13 protein-coding genes are annotated in these 20,804 nt (G+C 70.7%); 1 reads left to right on the forward strand and 12 read right to left on the reverse strand.

Features of this window, described 5'->3' with window-relative positions:
• Positions 1 to 555 precede the first annotated feature (555 nt).
• From B0I29_RS39075 to B0I29_RS39095, 5 genes are all read right to left on the reverse strand, one after another.
• Complete coding sequence (locus tag B0I29_RS39075; protein ID WP_111654227.1) at positions 556 to 933, reverse strand: GtrA family protein; 378 nt, start codon at positions 931 to 933, stop codon at positions 556 to 558.
• Positions 920 to 1,906 carry a glycosyltransferase family 2 protein gene (locus B0I29_RS39080; RefSeq protein WP_111654228.1) on the reverse strand — a complete coding sequence of 329 codons (987 nt, stop codon included), beginning with the start codon at positions 1,904 to 1,906 and terminating at the stop codon, positions 920 to 922. The genes B0I29_RS39075 and B0I29_RS39080 overlap by 14 nt, the downstream gene beginning before the upstream one ends.
• Positions 1,903 to 3,426: a hypothetical protein gene (locus B0I29_RS39085; protein ID WP_111654229.1), complete on the reverse strand. Its 1,524-nt coding sequence runs from the start codon at positions 3,424 to 3,426 to the stop codon at positions 1,903 to 1,905. Before B0I29_RS39085 ends, B0I29_RS39080 begins: the two co-directional genes overlap by 4 nt.
• Positions 3,427 to 3,488: 62 nt before the next feature.
• The gene (locus B0I29_RS39090; RefSeq protein WP_111654230.1) at positions 3,489 to 4,157 is read right to left on the reverse strand and encodes a hypothetical protein; all 669 of its coding nucleotides are present in this window, start codon (positions 4,155 to 4,157) and stop codon (positions 3,489 to 3,491) included.
• Positions 4,150 to 6,360, reverse strand: coding sequence for a glycosyltransferase (locus B0I29_RS39095; RefSeq protein ID WP_111654231.1), 2,211 nt, complete (start codon positions 6,358 to 6,360; stop codon positions 4,150 to 4,152). Before B0I29_RS39095 ends, B0I29_RS39090 begins: the two co-directional genes overlap by 8 nt.
• A 152-nt stretch (positions 6,361 to 6,512) precedes the next feature.
• On the opposite strand from B0I29_RS39095, the gene B0I29_RS47175 reads away from it, so the two are divergent.
• Positions 6,513 to 9,194: a glycosyltransferase family A protein gene (locus B0I29_RS47175; protein WP_245973128.1), complete on the forward strand. Its 2,682-nt coding sequence runs from the start codon at positions 6,513 to 6,515 to the stop codon at positions 9,192 to 9,194.
• Positions 9,195 to 10,055: 861 nt separating this feature from the next.
• Here the strand turns inward: B0I29_RS47175 and B0I29_RS39110 are convergent.
• From B0I29_RS39110 to B0I29_RS39140, 7 genes are all read right to left on the reverse strand, one after another.
• Positions 10,056 to 12,110 (reverse strand): acyltransferase family protein, encoded by a 2,055-nt coding sequence (locus B0I29_RS39110; RefSeq protein WP_111654232.1) that lies wholly within the window; start codon positions 12,108 to 12,110, stop codon positions 10,056 to 10,058.
• A 4-nt stretch (positions 12,111 to 12,114) separates the two neighbouring features.
• Positions 12,115 to 13,161, reverse strand: a complete 1,047-nt coding sequence (locus B0I29_RS39115; RefSeq protein ID WP_245973129.1) for an O-methyltransferase — start codon at positions 13,159 to 13,161, stop codon at positions 12,115 to 12,117.
• Between the two features lie 55 nt (positions 13,162 to 13,216).
• The gene (locus B0I29_RS39120; RefSeq protein ID WP_111654233.1) at positions 13,217 to 15,691 is read right to left on the reverse strand and encodes a glycosyltransferase family 2 protein; all 2,475 of its coding nucleotides are present in this window, start codon (positions 15,689 to 15,691) and stop codon (positions 13,217 to 13,219) included.
• Positions 15,692 to 15,764: 73 nt separating this feature from the next.
• Positions 15,765 to 18,035 (reverse strand): [protein-PII] uridylyltransferase, encoded by a 2,271-nt coding sequence (locus B0I29_RS39125; protein ID WP_111654234.1) that lies wholly within the window; start codon positions 18,033 to 18,035, stop codon positions 15,765 to 15,767.
• A 4-nt stretch (positions 18,036 to 18,039) separates the two neighbouring features.
• Entirely contained in the window at positions 18,040 to 18,378 is a 339-nt protein-coding gene (locus tag B0I29_RS39130; RefSeq protein WP_041830256.1) for a P-II family nitrogen regulator, read from the reverse strand.
• A gap of 33 nt (positions 18,379 to 18,411) precedes the next feature.
• Positions 18,412 to 19,773: an ammonium transporter gene (locus tag B0I29_RS39135; protein WP_111654235.1), complete on the reverse strand. Its 1,362-nt coding sequence runs from the start codon at positions 19,771 to 19,773 to the stop codon at positions 18,412 to 18,414.
• Between the two features lie 199 nt (positions 19,774 to 19,972).
• Complete coding sequence (locus tag B0I29_RS39140) at positions 19,973 to 20,770, reverse strand: aminoglycoside phosphotransferase family protein (RefSeq protein ID WP_111654236.1); 798 nt, start codon at positions 20,768 to 20,770, stop codon at positions 19,973 to 19,975.
• Positions 20,771 to 20,804 lie beyond the last annotated feature (34 nt).

Genomic DNA, 20,804 nt, shown 5'->3' on the forward strand with positions numbered 1-20,804 from the left:
ACCGAAATCGTCGAGACAACCGCAATCGCCGCTTAAGATCAACACACACGGATCAGTGCTGGCCGCCTCTTACACCACGCCAGCGGACGTGACCGTGCCGAGCGGACGACCAGGCCATGCCTCGGCGGAGTGCAGCCGATCAGGCTTACGCCACGCGGGACCCGGCCGTCGGCCAGCCGGCCGTGAATCCGACCCAGCTGGCGGTGGCGAGACCGAAATGGATCACGCTGATGCGTGCCACAGTTCGGCAGTTACACGGAGTGGTCGCCCTGTGATCATCGGCGGTGAAGCGCTCGCATTTGTGGAGTCCTGCTGGGGTCAGAGCGGCCACGAACCTCCAAGATCCGCACTCAGCCCCTAGAACGCCCTCACACCCCGTGACACCAGGCGAAGGCTCGCAGTCAACCCCCGGCGGGCACCGCCACAACGTGTCGACTTCAGGTCCGATACGCACCCAAAATCGACACACCGGCGGCGGCACCCACAGCGCTAGCAACTAGCACCTGCGGCAACGGCGGCGGCACCAGCACCAGAAGCACCGGCGACAGCGCCGGCTCAGTCTGCGAATGTCCATCTCGAGTTGAGGGCGTAGTTCAGCACCGGAATCAGCACGATCGCCACCGCCTGCACCGCCGGAAACGGCCCGTTCAGCACTTCCGCACCAACCCACAACACCACACAGTTCAACGCGAACGCAGCCCCAGTAACCACCAGAAACCGAGCCCCAGCATCCCCATGCCCCCGCGCCGACCGGAAAACCCACGCGTGCTGCAAAACATAAGAAACCACCACACTAGCCACGAAACCCACCGCCGAAGCGACAACCGGCGGCAGAACCCGCACCAACGCGAACCCCACCCCGAGATGAGTGACCGCACTCAACCCGCCACTAACCCCGTACCGAAAAAGACGCCCGAAATCACCGGTCAGCATGCTGCTCGACAACCCACTGCTCCGGCACAGCAGGCTCCCCCGGCCCCGAGAAAACAGTTCGCTCCTGGACCAGATAACGAGGCCGACCCCGGACCTCCTCGTGGATCCGGGCCAGGTACTCCCCGATCACCCCGAGCCCGAGCAGCACAAACGTCCCGGTGACCAGCAACAGCAGGATCACCGTGGTGAACCCCGCCACCGACCCGCCACTGACCCACCGGACCAGCGTCTGCACTCCGAGCACCACCGAGAACAGCGCGAACCCGATCCCCGCCATCGTCACCAGATGCAGAGGCGCCGACGTGAACGACGTCAGCCCGTTCACCGCGAGCCGGCACAGCCCGCGCACCGACCAGCGGGACGCACCACCCTCCCGATGATCGATGTCGATCTCCACGGTCGCCCGGGTGAAGCCGATCCAGCTACTCGTGCCGCGGAAGAACGACGAGTGCTCCGGCATCCGCAACAGCGCGTCAAGCGCGGGACGACCGAGCAGCCGGAAATCCGTCGCGTCCACAAGATCTACCTTGGTCAGCCCGGTGAACGCCTTGTTGAAGACGCGGGAGCTGAGCCGGTTGCCGAGTGACTGCCCGGTCCGGTTCCGCTTCACCGCTTCCACCACGTGCGCGCCGTCCTGCCAGCGCCGGACCATCGCGGGGATCGCGGCCGGCGGGTGCTGGAGATCCGAGTCGATCACCACGACGGCGTCGCCGGACGCCTGTTCCAGCCCCGCGAGCAGGGCGGCCTCTTTGCCGAAATTACGGGAGAGCCGCATTCCGCGTACCCGGGAATCCAACCGTGAGTGATGCGCGATGCGCGACCAGGAGTCGTCCGTCGACCCGTCGTCGATCAGCACGAACTCGTGTCGCAGGCCGGCGCCGGCGAGGATCTCGCCGACGCGTTCCAGGAACCGGTCGACGCCGTCGCCCTCGTTGTAGATCGGTGCCACCACGGAGATCAACGGATCATTCATCGAAGCCTCAAGACCTGACAGAACGGAACGCCGGCGAGCGCGTTGGCGGCGGCGTCGAGTGATTCGGTGAGCCGTTTCTGACGTACCGGCTCCCCGTCGAGATTGCGCAGTCCTTCGTCGAGCAGCGCACACCGCCGCTCGTTGCCGGCCGGGCTTCGTTCGAAGCCGCCGACGGCGAGCGCGATCCGGTTGTCGAGCTGCGCCGACGCCCAGGACGCCGAGGTGTTGGCGTACGCCCGATTCGCGGTGGTGGAGACCGTCGCGCAGAGGACCAGCGCGGCCAGGATCACCGCTGGCGCGGACCGTGACGAGCGCGCGACCAGCAACAACACCGCGACCGCGAGCAGCATCCCGGCCGGCACGGTGACCGCCGAGTCCCGCCAGCCCTGCTCGATCAGCGCCCGCACGTCGAAGTAGTCGTGCACCTCGACGCTGAGCGCCGCCGGCAACGCGCCGAATCCCAGAAAGGCCAGGGCGGCGATTGCCAGGCCGCGAAGCGGTCCGCCGCCGGGTCGCGTCGCTTCCGAAAAGACCTTGAGGGTACGCACGGAAAGCCCCGCGATCAGCAGGAACGCCACGATCGGCAGCACGCCCCAGAGCCAGTTCCCGGTGCTCTTCTCGGTGGCGGACTGCCACTGTGCCGGTGGGAGCCAGGCCAGCATCCGCGCGGGCAGCACCAGCAGTGAGCGGGCGTCGACGACGACGTCCGAGCCGTGGTAGCAGCCACCGTCCGAGCAGTACCCCCGGATGATCCAGCGGACCACCGCGAAGACCGGCAGGAACCCGGCCCACAGCAGCGCCGCGAGCCGTACGCCCGAGGACATGAGCAGCTCCCGGGACCGCTGCCCGAGGACGAACCAGCCGCGGGCCAGGACGGCGACGGTCGCCAGCGGCACGGCGAAGTACGCGGGCTCGTTGAAGACGGCCAGCGCGCCGCCGATGGTGACCGCCAGCACGGCGTGCCACCAGCGCAGCCGTTCGAGCCGGCAGGCCGCCGCGGCGACCAGCAGGACCAGCGCCGACGTGCTCAGGTACAGCCCGCCGAACAGCGTCGTCGTGCTGTTGGTTCCGGCGGCGACCAGGCCGCTCGCTACGGCGTACGGAAGAAGAAGCGCGACCAGCGACGGCGCGGAACCGAAAAGCGGTCCTCGGGTCAGCACGCTCTCCGCGAAGATCACGACAGCGGTGGTGAGCGCGACGGCGGCGCCGGCCGTGACCACCCGGAGCATGATCGCCGGGGAGATGTGCAGCTGTTCCGCGCCGAGCAGGACCAGCAGGTCGAGGAACTTCTCCAGCATCCGGCCGAGCGGGCGGAAGTTGCCGAGCCGCAGGTACGTCTCGCCGGTGCCGATGGTGTGCGTGATGATCCGTTGCGGGTGGTCGAGGAAGAGCCCGCCGTGCCAGTAGATGTTGAACCGGTGATCGCCGCGGGGCGCGACCGCGATGAGCGGCAGCAGCACGATCATCGGCAGCAGCAGGCAGCGGCGCAGGACGTGACCCCAGAGCCGGGGTCCCGGCACGGATCGCCGCTGCGAACCCGAGCGACCTTCCGATTGCTGGGGCAATGTCACGGTTTGAGCGGTCACGACTGAGGCAACGACACGTGCACGGGTGGGGTTGTGTCGATCTCGGACAGCAGATCCGGCAGGTTCGGCGGCGCATCCGGATCGACGAAGATCACCTGCGCGGCACCGTGATCGCGCGACAGGTTGGCGAGCCGCTCCGCGAGCACACCGTCCCACGGCCGGTCCGGCCGATGCTTCTCCCAGGTCACGCGGTCCGGCAGGTACTCAAGGATCAGCCCGGCCTTGCGCAGCAGCGAGAACGCCGGCTCGTCGGTGAGCACCACCGCCCGGTGATCAGTTTCGACCAGCAGCCGCCGCCGCACCGCCAGCACGAAGTCACGCAGCGCGTCCAGGTCCAGCCCGATCGCCACGTACAGATGCGTCGGCAGCGGCGTCGCCGGAACCTTCTTCCGGCTCGCCGGCTTCGCCGGCTTACGCCTCACCTTCCTGACGATCCGCCGGGACGAATGCAACGGATTACGAGCAAAAGAGACGAGGGTACGCCCTAACCGGTACGACCCACTGGCCCGGATCTTGCGGACCGTCTCCCGTTCGGTGTCCCGTTCGCCGGCCATCCCCTCGAACCGGGTCCGCCACGCGTCGCGCTGCTGCTCGATGGTGCGCAGCCGGACGACGAGAGCGTCGACCGCTGCCCGCTCGGTGAGTTCGGTCGTGTCGTCAGACATGGGTCACCCTCCGGGAGGTTCGTCGGTCGGCCAGCTCGGACAGCCAGCGGGCGGCCTCCGCGGCGCCGTTACCGGGTGCCACCTCGACGCAGCGGCTGCTCAGCTGTTCGCGCACGTCGGGACGCACCGCCCGGGCCAGAACCCGGTCCAGGTCCTCGCCGTCGGGATCCTCGATGATCAGCGCCGCGCCGGCGGCCGCCGCGAACCGGGCCCGGCTCACCTGGTCGTCCAGCGAGGTCTCCCGGTTCGGCACGAACACCGCCGGTACGCCGAACGCCAGCAGCTCATGGAACGAGTTGTATCCGGACGCGCTGATCACCAGGTCCAGCCCGCGCAGATACCGACTGATCGGGTAGAGCTTCACCAGATGGGCACCGGGTACCGGCTGCATCGGCTCGGTGGCGATCGCGGACTCGGCCAGCACCATCTGGAAGCCGGCTTCGCGCAGGTGAACGGCGATCCGCGCGACCGGCGACGAGATGTCGTTGATATTGCCGGCGCCGAGCTGGAGCAGCGCGGCCGGCCGGTCCGGCGAGAGGCCGAGAGCCTGCCGGGCGGCGGCCGGATCAACCAGCTCGTCGGCGTCGAGATAGGTGATCGGGTCGACCGTGTGCACCCCGGCCCGGTCGGTGACGGTTGGGCCCTCGTCGGCGGCGGCCGCGAACTCGCCCGGCTCCAGGATCGCGTCGAAGTACCCGCCCCGCTCGATCCACTCGGTGCCGGTGTCACGCCGCCACATCGGCCGCCGCACCCAGACCCAGGTGATGTCCGGGCGTGCCCGGATGGCGGCCACGATGCCGTCGTGCGGAACGCTGTCGACCGCGACCACTGCCGGTTCGTGCAGGTCGATCAGCTGCTCCAGCCGGCTGCTGAGCATGTCGGTCCAGCGCTGGCGGGGCAGTTTCAGCACGCTGCGGGACGGGATGTACTCGGTGAGGAAACCCTCCCGGTGCGCCACCGAGGCGCCGTGCGACTGGGTGGCGATCACCGTGGGCGTGCCCTGCGGCAGCCGCCGGCCGATCGCCATGAGCCGGGACAGATGGCCCAGGCCGACACCGTTGTCGCTGACCATGAGCACACCCCGGGACCGGCCGGACGCACCCGGGGTGGCCGGGCGGCGTACCTCCACGTCGGTGCCGGGACCGGGCGGTCGCACCCCGCGCTCGGCGAGCCGGTCCAGGTGCGAGGCGTACCCGAAGCGGGACTCGACGAAGTCCCGGGCCCGCTGCGCCACCTCGCGGTACCGCTGCTGGTCGGCGTGCAGCTCCCGGACGAGCGGGAGCACACCGGCCGGAGTCGTGTAGAGCGCCGCGTCGCCGAAGATCGGCCGGAAGTGCTCGCCGATCAGCACCGGGACGCCCGCTGACATCGCCTCCATGATCGTCCGGCCGAACGCCTCGACCAGGTCCGGGTCGTGGAAGTAGACGAAGAAGTCGATGGTGCCGAGGAACGCCCGGGGCGGCATCGAGCCGAACTCGACGATCTCCCACCCGGCCGGCTTGCGGCCCAGTTTCTCGACGGCCAGCTCGCCGCCGCCGAGTACGCGTACCCGCACGCCCGGGTCGTCGGGATAGGCCTGGAGCAGTTCCTCGGTGGTGCGTGGCCACTTCACCGGATCGGGGCGGCCGTGCCGACCGATGACCGGTTTGTCTCTTGTTGCTTCGGGGCGCCGGCTCGACCACTCGGCCACGTCGATGATCTCGTGCCAGTCGGTGGCGGTCAGCGGGGCGTCCGGCGCCGAGCGCAGTACTTCGGTACGGACCTGTGGGCTGATCGGCGCCCACTCGATGTTCGTACCGAAGTAGCCCTCGATCCGCTCCCGGACCGCCGCGAAGTCGTAGTAGAGGGCCGGATCGCCCGCGTCGCCGGGCGCCTGGTTCAGCACCATCACGGTGCGATCCGCTGCCACCCGGGGCACCGACGCCAGATCGGCCGTGAAGATCCGGGGCTGGCGGAGGACGAAGAGCTTCGCGCGGGTCTGCTCACCCTCGACGGCCAGGTGCGCCGAACCGTCCTTGAGAAGCTCCACGATCAGGGGATTGAAGGGGCGATCCCGCTTGAGGTGCGGCGACCGGACCTGGACCAGCACTGTGGAGAGCCCGGCCCGGGCCTGTGCGCGTACCTCGGCGGCGATGCTGGCCGAAGTGCCGCCCGGGTAGCGGAAATCCGAGAGGATCGCCACGTCATGGACGTTCTCGGTCATGCGATGTACTCCGATGTTCAGCGTCCGGTGCCTGGCGGCCGTCGGTGTCAGGCCTGACTGCTCCACAACGAACGGCGCTCGCCCAGCGTCACGCTCCCACCCACCCGGGCGTTGATCCTCCTAGGCACCGCGATATCACCCGGCAGGAGCACATGCGCAGGCAGCACACGACACCGGACGCGTACGGAACCGAGCTGCTCGAACGGCAGTGGCAGGAAATCGCCGGCGGATCACCCGCCGGACCAGCCACGGCCGCTCTGCACACCCGGTCGGCCTCGGCCCGCGCGGTGATGGCATATGCGGCGGCTCGCCGATCGGTCGACGACCTGATCGGCGGCGCCTACGAGGGGCGGCTGTTCCCGGACGCCGACCCGTGGATCTTCGGCGAACTCGCCCGGGTGATCACGCTTCAGGATCTGTGGCCGGAGGACCGGGCCGACGCCATGGTCCTGCTCGACTCGCTGCTGCGCACCTTCGGCGCCGTCGGCGTCGCGCCGCAGCACCAGGGCCTGCACGTCCAGCTGGCGTACGCGACCGGCGACCTCACCCGCACCGAGAAACTGCTAGCCGACTATCCAGAGATCCCCGATTCGGTACGCACAGCGCTGGTCGTCGACCTGACCAGCGGCGATGACTGGATCGGCCGGTTCCTGGGCCTGCTGCCGGCACCCGGATTCACCCTGGACGGTGAGATCGGGCCGCGGTTCGACCGGATCCGCGCCGACCGGGTCGACCGGGTCGGGTCGGCACACCGGATCAGCACGATCGTCACGACGTACCAGCCCGGGCTGGCGCTGCTCACGACCGTACGGTCGCTCGTCGCGCAGACCTGGACCAACCACGAGATCCTGGTCGTCGACGACGGCTCCGGGCCGGGCCACGACGCGGTGCTCGCCCGCGCCGCCGCGCTCGACCCGCGGGTACGGATCCTGCGCATGCCGGAGAACGGCGGCACGTACCTGGCCCGCAACGCCGGGCTGGACGCGGCCACCGGCGAGTTCGTCACGTTCCAGGACTCCGACGACTGGTCGCACCCGCTGCGGCTGGAACGCCAGGCCGCGCCGCTGGTCGCCGACGCCGCGCTCTTCGCCACCACGTCAAGCGGCATCCGGGTCACCGAGAACCTGGTGGTGACCCGCCCCGGCGTCGCCGAGCACCGGTCGTACAACCTGTCCTCGCTGATGATCCGCCGGGAGGCCGCGCTGGCCCGCCTCGGATATCTGGACACGGTCCGCAAGGGCGCCGACGCCGAGTACGTGGAACGGGCTCGCGCCGTCTTCGGCCGGCCCGCCGTGCACCACCTGGGTGGCGAGCCGCTGGCCCTGATCCGGTTGTCGGCCGGCTCGTTGTCCAGTGCGGACATCCTGCCGGGGTGGATGCATCCGGCGCGGCACGCGTACCTCTCGGCCTTTCAAAGCTGGCACACCCACGTGGCCGCAGGCCGCGCGGAGGCCTGGCGCCCCCGCGAGGTCGGCGCTCGTCCGTTCGCCGCGCCGCGGCGCTTGCGAGACGCGCCGGGCGCCGCACGCCGCCCGTTCGTGAACGTGACGGTGGGTGAGCCGTTGCCGCCTTCAGTGGACGAGCCGGTGGTTCTCTCGGAGCCGTCGCTCTCTTTGACGGCCGTGACTACTGAAATGCAGTCTCTGGCCTCGGCTCCGGTGGTTGAGGGCTCGATCGTCGACGCGCTGGTCGTTGCTTCGCAGGATCTGGCTGTCCATGCGGGCAGGCCGGAGTCTCAGGCGCTGGTCCTCGGGACGTCTTCGCAGGTGGACGACGTGGTCCCGGAATATGTAGTGCTCCCGGAGCGCGACTACGACCTGATCATGGCGGCCGACTGGAGCACGCCGGAGAGCATGGCCCGGCCGTCCGGCGAGCGGCTGCGGGCCGTCGCCGTGCCGGGACGCTCGGTGGCGGTGCTGCACCTGAACCTGCTGCGGAACGTGACCGGCAAACCCGCAAACCTCGACCCGGACGTCCAGGAAATGATCAATTCCGGACGGGTGGACCAGGTCGTGCTCTCCGACGACGTGACCGCCACGCTGGTCCTGGTGCAGGACCCGGCGCTGGTCGCGTTCGCACCCGGCTATCCGTCAGCGATCCGCGCCGACCGCGTGGTGATCGAGGCCGACCCGGTCTGGGGCGACGCCGCCTTCCACTGCGAGGCCGAAGCGCGCCGCCTGTTCGGCGTCGAACCCTGGTGGGCACCCGCCGGCGCCGCCGAACGCCACCAGCTGGCAGGCGGCCCGTTCGGCATCCGGCTCGCGAAGGCGGACGTGCCCGGCACCGTCGACCCGGAACGCTGGCGCCTGCACCGCACCGGCTCCCGCTCCGACCGCCCGGTGATCGGCCGGATCCTGCTGGACCGCCCCGGCGCGACAGCCGCCGCCGAATGGCTGCGCCTGCGCGAGGCGCTGCCCGCTTCAGCGGGTTTGGACGTACGCGTCCTCGCCCCCGAACCGCCCGCGAAGCTCCCGAAGGGCTGGCTGGTCTACGGCCGCCCCGACCTGGGACCTCGCGCTTTCCTGAACCAGCTCGACTTCTATCTGCACCTCCCGGCCGACGAGCGAACCACCGCCCTGGACCCGGAGTTGCTGGCCGCCCTGGCAGCGGGCTGCGTCCCGGTCCTGCCGCACCGATATCGGCCGCTGCTGGGGCCGGCCGCGATCTACTGCGAACCGGAAGAGGTCGCGTCCACGGTGTCCCGCCTGCACCGCCGCCCCGACACACTGGCCCAGCAGAGCCGCCGAGGCCGCGACCTGGTCCGCCTGGCCCACCACCACGGCCGCTTCGCCGAGTCAATCACCGCCCTGCTGACCCCCGACAAAATCCCCTGACCAGCCCCCCGGGCCGCAGTGCCCGGGCCGCAGTGCCCGGGGAGACCGCTCGCCCCTTCTGCCCCGCATCACCCCACCCGCCAGGCGAGGCGAGTCTTAGCGGGGCAGGGTCAATCGGGAGCCGGACGTCAATCGGGAGCCGGACGGGACTGAGCCGGCAAATCTGGCGGGGCAGGGCCGGGCAGGGTAGGCGCGGGGCCGCTATGGGTGCGGTGAACGCACACGCAACTGTTCTGCGTGCGCTGGTTGCCTCAAGGCGCGCCGAGCGAAGTACCGGCGCTTCGGAACCGACACAATCGGCGGGGATGAGGTCGCACGCAACGACCCGATTGTCGAGATGAAGTCGCACGCAACGACACTGTGCGACCTCATCCACGTCCAGGCCGAGACAGGAGCTCACACAGGCGCTCGGTGAGGCCTCATCACCGTTGCCGGCCCCTTGGGTGTGCCCGCGTCACGGCCAGCCACCCGCCCGAGACCCAAAATCTGGCCCGGCCGACTCTGACGGCCGACCCTGCTGATTGATCCACGTTTCCACAGCTAGAAGCGTCGCCGGACGCGACCTAAATCAGCCTTTTGTCCCGCAGCCCGTCCCGCCGCGGCCCACGATCGCGCGGATCAGGGCGGCTGTGTCGATTTCGGGTTCACTACGCCCCCAAACTCGACACACATGGGCGGGGCGCTCCCAGCGCGCCGGCTTCGACCCCAGACGGAAACCGGCCGCCACCCGAGCCACTCCTGTGCGAGCCGACCGCCGGACAAGCCGACCCCTGGGCGAGCCCGCCCCCTGGACAAGCCGACGGTCAGGTCCGCCGCGGCCCTGGACCTTTCGGGACGACAGCGCCGTGCACCCACAGCCCCCTATTGGCGAGGGCCTTCCCACGGGAGTTTGTGGTCCAGCAGCGGCGCCACCAGCCTGGCGTACGCCGCGGTCAAGTGGTTGCTGTCGCGATAGACCAGCCTGTTGCCGACCACCAACGGGCACCGTTCCGCGCACAACCACGGCAACGGATCGATCGTCGGTACCTTGGCCGCGTTCGCCGTGGCCCGCTGGATCGCTCTCCACCCCGGCTCCAGCACCACCATGTCCGCCGGCGGCGCGCACGTGCCGATCGCCGCCGGCCTGGTGGCCAGGCAGTCCGCCGGATCGCCGGCGAGGAACGGCGTGTCACCCAGTACCGCTACCGCCCCCGAACTGCGCTTCAGCGTCGCCAAGGTGCGGGCCCAGCCGGAGCGCCACACGGCTTCCGGATCGGGCGGGTCGCCGGTCAGCAGCGCCCGGTAATTGACACTCGACGAGACCACCACGAGATCGGCCTTCAGCTTGCCGATCTTCCGGAGGATCTGCCGGCGCCAGGTGTCGCACTCGGTGTACCGGCGCTGGGCACGCCGTTCCTGCAGCTCCAGCCCGGCCGGGCTGCACGCGCTGCGGGTGTAGACGATCAGCCGCCAGTCCCGCTTGCGCGCGAGGTCCTCGAAGGCCGGGAACCACTGCAGGGCGTGCGAGTCGCCGAAGAGCACGACGGTCCGGTCGGCGTCCACGTTGGCATATTCACAATCGGTCTCCGGCCGGAACGGGCCGGTCAGGCCGACGTGGCAGCCCTCCTCCTGCGGCGCGGATCGCTCGCCGGCGGCCGTCTCGAACGCGGGCGTCAGGTTCTCCGGCACCTTCGTGGCGGTCTGCGCGTCCGCGATCATGTGCTTGAGCTCGGCGGCCGGATCGACCGCGCGGGCCATCAGCTTGCGCGCGTCCGGGACCGCGTCGCCGGTCGGCACCAGCGGCGGGAAGATCATGCCGAGCGCGGCGAGACCCGCTGCCACGACGGACAGAGCAAAACCGAAACCCAAACCCCTTCTTGGGTACGGCTGCCAGAAGCGATGATGGCGCACCGGGTTCTCCAGCAGGTGATGGCTCAGCGCGGCGAGGCCGAGCGCGCCGGCGGCCACCCCTGCTCGTTCCCACAGCCCGGCCGGGGCCAGGAACAGCAGCGGCCAGTGCCAGAGGTACCAGCCGTACGACATCCGGCCGACCCAGCGCATCGGCCAGGTCTCCAGGAGGCGGTTCCCGCCGGACGCGATGACAGCGGCGGCGCCGGCCACCGGCAGCAGCGCCGCCGTGCCGGGGAACGGCGTGCTCTCCTTGTAGATCAGCGCGCCCGCGACCACCGCGGCGACGCCGAGCCAGCCGAGCATCGGGCGGCGTCGTCCGGCGCCGGTCACCGCGAGGGCGAGCAGCGCGCCGACGCCGAGTTCCCAGGCCCGGCTCAGTGAGCCGAAGTACGCCCACGGCGCGGACCGCTCCAGTTCGTACACGCTCCAGCCCAGCGACGCGAGCACGCCGAGGGTGAGCACCGTGCCGGGCAGCCACCGCCAGCGCCGGGCGCCGATCGCGAGCACCGCGATCAGCACCGGCCAGACCAGGTAGAACTGCTCCTCGACGGCGAGCGACCAGAAGTGCTGGAACGGCGAGGGCACCTCACCCGCGAAGTAATCGGTGCCGGCGTCGGCCAGCCGCAGATTCATCGTGTACGTGGCCGCGCCGACCGCGTCGGCAGCGTATCCGCCGAATCGGGGCGGCGGTGCCAGCCACCAGGCGCCGGCCAGGGTCGCCGCGATCACCAGGGTGGCCAGCGGCAGCAGCCGGACCGCCCGGCGCGCGTAGAACCGGGGCAGGTCGAGGCGCCCGGTGTTGAGCAGTTCGGCCCGCAGCAGCGAGGTGATCAGGAAGCCGGAGATGACGAAGAAGACGTCGACGCCGACGAAGCCGCCGGCCACTCCGGGCACGCCCACATGGGCGAGCACCACGAGCAGCACGGCGACGGCCCGCAGGCCTTCGATGTCCGCCCGGTACCGGGGGCGGCTGGGCGCCGTGGCGGGCGCCGGACGGACGTCGGGTCGCGACAACGTCGTGGTCATCGGGTCAGCCGTGCGCGGCGGCCATCGCGGGTGGACGGGCGAACGCCAGCACCGCGTGCCGGCCGAGGATCTCGCCCTCCCTGGTCAGCCCCTCGAACCGTTCGGTCCAGGCGGCCAGCGCGGCCTGCTCGTCCTTGCGGCCGGCGTCGTCGAAGACCAGCGTCGCGCGGTCCGCGAGCCGCTTCTCGATCATGTGCAGTGCCGGGAACCGGGCGTCCGCCCCGATCGCCGCGGGCGGCCCGTCGATCAGCACGAAGTCGATGTCGTGCAGGTCGGACAGGGTCTCCGGGTCGTACCAGGGGTAGTCCCGGCCGTCGATCGACGCCGGCGTGAGCGGCGCGTCCCGCACCTCGGCGACCTCGTTGAGGCCGTGCGCGGCGAGCACCGCCCGGGTACGCCGAGCGAACTCCACATCGTGGTCCAGTGAGATCAACCGGCCGCCGGACTGCTCCAGGGCGTACGCGATCCACACCGACGAGGTGCCGCTGCCGAGCTCCAGCACCAGGCGCGGCTGCCGGACCCGGATCAGGTGCAGCAGCTCCAGCAGGTCGGTCGGATTGAGCGCCCAGTCGCCGGAGGACGGCATCGGCGCACGGGGCACGAAGCCCTGGAACAACTGGACGGTCGCCTCCAGCTCGCGGGGCAGGCCGAGCACCTGCGCGGAGCTGGCCTTACGGTCGGCGACCTGCTTCACCCGGCCGATCGCCTCGGCGAGCTCCATGTGGCGGTCGCCGGCGGTGAGCCGCTCCCGCTCCACGGCGGCGACCAGGCGGCGCTGCATCTCCTCGACGGTGGTGCGCAGGTCACGCTGGGCGGCAAGCCCCGCCTTCTGTACGCCTGCCAGCCGGCGCAGCACCACGAGCAGCACCGCCAGCGTCAGGCCGGCGAGCAGGCCGAGCAGGGCGGTCGCCACCTGGGCGTACCCGGTGACGGCGGCGGCCGCGACGCCGGCACAGAGGACGCCGGCGCCGCACAGGGCGGCGGCCTGCCGTCCTGAAAGGCTCGGCAGCCGGCGTGCGGCACGCCGGCCGATACGGGTCAGGGAACTCATCCGGGCACTCCTCATCGCTGCGTTCACCTCGGTAACGGCGGTGGACACGCCCCCGTTACGCCCCGGCGGCGGGCACCCGCTGGGAGGGGGTTCCGGCCGGTGGGCGAGCCAGGGCTCCGATCCGGTCGGCGAACTCACCGGGCCGATGATCACGGGCGATCGCCGCACGGGCACGGCGGCTCTGTTCCGCGTACCGTCGTGGTTCGGTCTGGAAGCGGCGGATCACCCTGGGCACCGCTGCCGGGTCACAGGCCACCGCGAGGTGGCCGTACGCGTCCTTGAGCCGTTCCGGCACGAGCACGACGCACCCGGTCGCGGCCGCTTCGAGAGCTGCCCGGGAGAGCAGCTCGGGCGTCTGTTCGGACGGGAAGTGCAGGTAGAAGTCGATCTGCGCGGCGAAGGTACGCGGATCGAGATCCCCCGGCTCGTAAACCAGCCAGGACACCGGCAGCGTGCCGGGCCGCAGCGGGTTCTCGGGCAGTCGCAGCCGCACGTCGGCCCCGCGGCAGCGGCGTGGCACGGCGAGCGCCGTGGCGAGGTCACCGGGCCATTCCCCGGAGTCGCAGAGGTCGGCGCCGATCACCGGCGGGCCGGCCGGATCGGGCAGCGGCCGGCGGACGTCCTGCTGCTCGACCACCGCGGGCAGATCAAAATCAGTCAGCTCCGCACCCTCCGGCAGGGCCTGCCGGATCCCCGCGTCCTGCGGGCACCACAGCGGCTCCACCCCGAAGAGCCGCCGCACCGCCTCGGTGGCGGCGTCCACCGTGTACCGGCGGTCGCTGCCGTCCTGCCGGGCCGGCGCGCGGTCGGCGACCACCATGACCCGGCGTGGCCGCAGCCCGCAGCCACCCTCCGGAGCGAACTGGAGGACCTCCGGCTGCCGCACGATCAGCAGGCCGGCCTCGATCCGGTCGCTCTCCAGGACCTGCGTCACCTGACCGGTGTTGATCAGCTGTTGCACGCCGGGGCTGAGCAGGCGGCGCTGCCGGTTCACCGACCGCAGCGACTCCAGGTGCATGATCGCTACGGAGAGGCCGGCCTGGCGCAGCGCTCGTACCTCGGCCAGGGCGGCCCGCTGGGTGCCGGTCAGGAACCGCCAGTCAGCGGCGATGACCACGTCCCAGCCGGGCGCGGCCGAGCCGCCGGTGAGGTGCGGTGGCGCCACGAACGGGCGCTCGCGCACCCCGGGCTCCCGGCGCAGCGGCGCGCCCGAGGCGTGCCAGCAGCGATAGGCCGACATGTACGCGGTCCGCGCCGGATGCATCCAGTACGCACGGATCTCGGCCCGGGACAGCGAGCCCTCGGAGAGCCGGATCAGGGCCAGCGGTTTCGCCACCCGGCGTACCGAACCCGGTCCGAACGCCGTCTCGATCCGTTCCATGAACTCCGAGTCGGCCGCCTTGCGTACCGTGTCGAACCAGCCGATCCGCTCGGTCACTGCCGTTCGCCGGAACAGCAGCGAGGAGACGTTGACCCGGCCCCGGCGGATGCCCGGGCGGGTCATCACGAGCTGGTCGGTGACGCTGATTCCCTCCGAGGTGGTGGCGACCACCTCGGCGCGTTTGAGCATCGGCTGGATCTGCAGCTCGACACGGCGCGGATGCGACCAGTCGTCGGAGTCCTGGAACGTGACGAAGTCGCCGTGCGCGGCCTCGACACCGGCGTTGCGGGCCGCGTACGTCCCGCTGTTCTCGGCCAGTCGCAGCACCCGGACCCGGTCGTCGAGCGCCTCGGCCTCGGCCAGCACCGCGTCGTACTCCGGCGGCGAGGCGTCGTCGACCACGACGATCTCCAGGTTGCGCCAGGTCTGCTCGGCCACCGAACGGACCGCGGTGATCAGCCCGACCCCCGGCCGGTACGCCGTGACCACCACGGTGACCCGCTGATCCGCCTCGGCGACGAAAGCGGGCGCGGCGGCCGGCGCGGTGGTGGTGAGCCGGTCGAACGGCAGCCGTTCGGGCGCTGCCATCAGGGCCGGGACGGGCGCCGGGAAGAGCCGGCCGAACCGGCCCAGCCACGTCTCCTCGGCCACCGACCCACCCGCGTACGGGTTGGCCAGGTCGATCTCCAGCGTCTCCCGGGCCGGCTGCGGTATCCGCCGGTATGCCGCGAGCAGGTCACGGGCCTGGGTCGGCCCCTGCCACGCGTACGCCAGCTGGGCGTGCAACGCCTGATGTGCCGGAGGCACCGCCCGTGCGCCGAGCGCGGTACGCAGCAGCGCGTAGAGCGCCAGCGCGTCCTCCCGGTCACCGGGCAGCTCGTCCTGCATGGCGATGGTCTGTGCCAACCCGGCGAAGAGCGCCGGATCGACCCTGCGCCGGAATCTCTTGAGGCGGCGGGTGTCCCCCGTTCGGGCCGCCTCGATCAACTCCTCGAGAGTTCCCCTGGTGCCGGCCGCCGCGCGGGCGAGCACCCGTCTGGCCGCGACCGAGCGGTTACGCATGGCGGTGTGCGGTAGCGACAGCTCCGCTCCCGCACCGGCCAAAGTTACGTGATCGTCCAGCAACGCGACCGGCTGCGCCTCGGCCATCGACTCTCCGTCCGTGTACCCCGCGGTGTCGATCAGCTCAACGCGACGCGGTGGCCCGGGGTGACGAGAGCGATCAGACCGCTGCCAGGACGGCGGCCTCCACACGGTCTCGTTCGGCGGACTCCGACCAGGTGCCCACGAGGTAGAAGGCGTCCACGACGTCGCCTCCGAGCGTGGAGATGCGAGCGGCGCGGATTTCCGCTCCGGCCTCGTCGAGGGCGGCGGTCACCCGGTAGAGCAGGCCGGCCGAGTCGGCGGCCCGCAACTCCAGCACCACCGCGTCGGTCGCCACGGCACGCTGCCAGACGACCCGGGGCGAGGCGGTGCCGCCTCGGGCGCTCATGGCGCGTGCGCGTACCCGCTGGGTCACCGAGACGTCGCCGGAGGCGACGCGGCGCAGGTCCGCCGCGAGGGCGACCGGATCGTACGGCGAGCCGTACCGCGGCGACGTGTAGAACTCCACGATGGCCCGGCCGTCCACGGTCGACGTGTTGGCGGCCACCACGTCCAGCCGGTGCATGGCGAGGCAGGCCGCCACTCCGGCGAGCAGACCCCGCCGGTCGGCCGCGGCGACCGCCACCCGGTCACCGTCCAGGTGGACCACCGGCAGGCCGCCCTCCAGCAGCTCCGGGTCCGGCTGAGGCGGTTCGGGCAGCTCACCGGTGTCCAGCGCGGTGTGCACCTTGCGGACCAGCTCGGCCATCAGCCGGCCTTTCCAGTCCGACCAGGCGGCCGGGCCGGTGGCGTGCGAGTCGGCGCGGGCGAGCGCGTGCAGCAGGTCGAGGGTGGCCCGGTCGCCGACGGCCTCGGCCACGGCGGAGATGGTTTTCGGGTCGCTCAGGTCCCGGCGGGTCGCCACGTCCGGGAGCAGCAGGTGCAGCCGCACCATCTTCTCGATCGTCGCCACGTCGGCCGGCGGCAGGCCGATCCGGGCCGCGATGTCGGCGGCGATCGGCGCGCCCACGATGCTGTGGTCACCGGGCAGGCCTTTGCCGACGTCGTGCAGGAACGCGCCGAGCAGCAGCAGGTCGGGCCGGTCCACCTCACGGGTGTACGTGGTCGCTTCGTACGCGGCCTGCACGAGGTGCCGGTCCAGGGTGTACCGGTGGATCGGGTGGTGCTGCGGCAGGCTGCGCATCCGGGCCCACTCGGGCAGCCAGGCGTCGATCAGCCCGTACCGGTCGCAGGTCTCCCAGGCCGGCAGCAGCCCCTGGCCGGAGCCGAGCAGCGAGACCAGCGCGGCCCGCGCGGACGCCGGCCACGGTGTCGGCAGCGGCGGGCAGAACGCGGCGAGCCACTCGCAGGTGGCGCGGGCCATCGGCAGCTGCACGGTGGCGGCGGCCGCGGCCACCCGCAGCGAGAGGCTGGGGTCCGGGACCGGGCCGATCGCGGTCCGGGCGAGGACCAGCTCACCGTCCTGCTCCACCACGTCGCGGGCGACCGGGCGGCGGACGGGCGCGACCGGCACGCCGCCACGGCGGCGGCCGGTGCGCAGGCGGTCCACCGCGCGCCAGGCGTCGTCAACGGCATGAGCGACGGTACGCGCATCGCCCGACACCCTCCGCAGCAGCGCGTCGGCGTCCTCGATGTCGAGCAGGTCGGCGACGGCGGCACGTTCCTGTGCGACCAGCCGGTCGACCCGGCGGCCGACCGCCAGGTGCAGGGCGTCGCGGGTGTCCAGCAGCCGCAGGCCGGCCGCGCGGACCGCGGGACGCATGGTGTCGGCGATGCCGGCCCGGCCGATGCCACGCAGCAGCGTCAGGTCGCGCAGGCCGCCGGCGGCCTCCTTGAGGTCACCCTCAAGGAGGAACGCGAGCTCGCCGTGCTGGGTCCAGCGGGCCGTGGTGATCTCGCGCAGCTGCGGCAGGAGCCGCACGGCGGTACGCCGCCACTGGTCACCGGTGGCCGCGATCAGCTCGGCGGAGAGTGCGGCGTCGCCGGCCACGTGCCGGGCGTCCAGCAGGCCGAGCGACACCTTGACGTCGTCGTGCGCGACGGAAAGAGCTTCCGGAAGCGTACGCACGGAGTGGTCCAGCCCGAGGCGGGCGTCCCAGATGGGGTACCAGAGCGAGGAGGCGATCCGGTCGATCCCGGCGGTGCCGTTGTGCACCAGCACGAGGTCGAGGTCGCTGTAGGGCGCGCAGTCGCGGCGTCCCAGGCCGCCCACCGCGACCAGGCTGACGCCGGGCAGGTGGGACGGGAAGAGCTCGGTCAGCCACACGTCGAGCGCCGCCGCCCGCTCATGGCGGGCGACGGCGCCGATGTGGTCACGCAGTTTGTCGAGTGAGCCACCAGCTGCCGGACGGGCCGGCGGGGCCGGCGGCTCACTCAACGGGTTAGTCATGTGATTACAGGGCGTCGAGGCCGCGCTCGCCGGTGCGGACCCGGACCACGTCGTCAACCGACGTGACCCAGACCTTGCCGTCACCGATCTTGCCGGTCCGCGAAGCGGTGATCACGGCGTCGACGATCTTCTCGACGTCGATCTCGTCGGTCAGCACCTCGACCTTGATCTTGGGCAGGAACTCGACGGTGTACTCGGCACCCCGGTACACCTCGGTGTGGCCCTTCTGCCGGCCGTAACCCTGTACCTCGCTCACGGTGAGCCCGGCAACGCCAAGGGCGTGCAGAGCCTCCTTCACCGCGTCGAGCTGGTACGGCTTGATGACCGCGGTCACCAGCTTCATGCTCAGTCCCTCCATCGGAGCAGCCATCAGAACTTAACCGTTAACTTTTTCGCTGACCGGGGAACCCTCGGCCGCGCCGGGCTTGATACCCGCCATGGCGAAGGCGCCACCACCGCTACCCGAAGCCGGCTGAAGGTCGTAGGCGCTCTCAGCGTGCTCCGCGACGTCGATCCCGTCGACCTCAGCCTCCGGGGAGACCCGGAAGCCGATGGTCTTGTTGATCAGGAAGCCGAGGATGAAGGCGACCGCGAACGAGTAGACCGTGACGATCAGGGCGCTCAGCGCCTGGATGCCGAGCTGCTTGACACCGCCGCCGACGAACAGGCCGTCGTTGGCGACCAGGGCGTTGACCGCGCTGTCACCGAAGAGGCCGATCCAGAGGCAGCCGATCCAGCCGCCGACGAAGTGCACGCCGACCACGTCGAGCGAGTCGTCGTAACCGAGCTTGTACTTCAGGCTGATCGCCAGGGCACAGACCAGACCGGCGACCAGACCCAGCAGGGTCGCGGCCCAGGGGGCGATGAAGGCACAGGCCGGCGTGATGGCGACCAGACCGGCGATCGCACCGGAGGAGGCGCCGACCAGGGTGGGCTTGCCGTCGCGGAACTTCTCCACGATGAGCCAGCCGACGACCGCCGCAGCGGTGGCGACCTGGGTGTTGATGAAGGCGAGACCGGTGATGCTGTCCGCGGTCAGCTCGGAGCCGGCGTTGAAGCCGAACCAGCCGAACCACAGCAGGCCCGCGCCCAGCGCCACGAACGGCACGTTGTGCGGCTTCATCGACTCACGAGGCCAGCCGACCCGCTTGCCGAGCACCAGAACCAGTGCGAGAGCCGCAGCACCGGCGTTGATGTGAACCGCGGTACCACCTGCGAAGTCCAGGGCGCCGAGGTCGTAGATGAAGCCACCGCCCCAGACCCAGTGGGCGACCGGGAAGTAGACCAGGGTGGCCCACGCACCGGCGAAGACCAGCCAGCCGCCGAACTTGGCGCGGTCGCTGATCGCGCCGCTGATCAGAGCGACGGTGATGATGGCGAACATCATCTGGAAGGCCATGAAGACGTAGAGCGGGATACCGGTACCGCTCGGGTTCTCAGCGGTGGCGCCCCACAGGTCGCCCTCGCCGAGGAAGGTCTTGGTGCCCAGGTAGTCACCGATGTTGCCGATGACGCTGCCCTGGTCGGTGCCGAAGGCCAACGAAAAGCCGTAGAAGAGCCAAAGTACAGAGATGAGCCCCATCGCGGAGAAGCTCATCATCATCATGTTCAGAACGCCCTTGGAACGGTTCAGGCCACCGTAGAACAGGGCCAGTCCAGGGGTCATGAGCAACACGATCGCGCTGGAGATCAGCAGCCACGCGGTGTTGCCAGTATCAATCGTCGGTGCGTCAGGCACGCTGGCCTCCTAAGTAGGATTCCCTCCTCACGGCGCAGCGTGGCTACATCGCCCCTGGCCGGATGCGCGGAAGCTTTCCGCCCCCCTGTTTCGCACACGGTCTTCAGGCGATTACCGGCGAGTGACGGCATGTTTCCGACGTGTGAAGAAACTCTCACAGGCAAGACGATCATGGATGCCAAACGCTAAAGAAGGCCACTCACCGCAGTGCGTACTCCAGCGTGTGCCGCTCGTAGTCGAGCAGCCGCAGGTCACGCATCGGACGGCGAAGGTGACCTTTATGAACGATCCGGACGAATGCCGGATCGCCGGCGGCCGCCATCCGCCGGATCCCCTCGACGTGGTCGACGATCCGTTTCCTTATGGTCCGAACCAGCCGATGCCGGTCGCGGGGAATCAAGCCGTACGCGTCCGCGAACAGGCGCAGCCGGCGCGGACGGTTCGGCCGCTTCCAGCCGAGCGTGTACGAATCCCGGTCACTGAAGAGAGGCACCCAGGTCCAGGCCGCGTACGCCACGTCGTACAGGCGTGAGCCCGGCGAAGCGAGGTCGAAATCGATCAGGGCAAGGGTGCCGTCCGGACGCCAGACCACGTTGTGCGGGGCGGCGTCGTGGTGACAGATCACCTCGGTGTCCGGCGGGGGCGGCCCGAACGAGCGCCAGACCGACCCCGGCGGGGGCACGAAACCGTACTGGGCGTCGTGGAACATCCGCAGCATCGTGCCGACCGTGACCAGCGCTTCCTCGGTGACCCAGTGCGGGGCCAAGGGGTACTCGCCGCACTCGCCATCCAGGTAGGAGAGGACCTCGCGGCCTTTCTCGTCCATGCCGAGGGCGGACGGCGACCCGGTGAAACCGACCCGCTCCAGATGGTTCAGCAGGGCGTGCACGGCCGGGGTCCAGGGACCCGCGTTACGCCGGACCGTGTCACCGATCCGGGACACCGTGCTGACGTTGCCACCGTGCAGCGGGATCTCGCGCACCGGTTCCTGCGTCACCAACGTCCTCCCCGGATCTCCTTCATACACTTTG

This window comes from Actinoplanes lutulentus, assembly GCF_003259845.1.
GTDB lineage: Bacteria > Actinomycetota > Actinomycetes > Mycobacteriales > Micromonosporaceae > Actinoplanes > Actinoplanes lutulentus.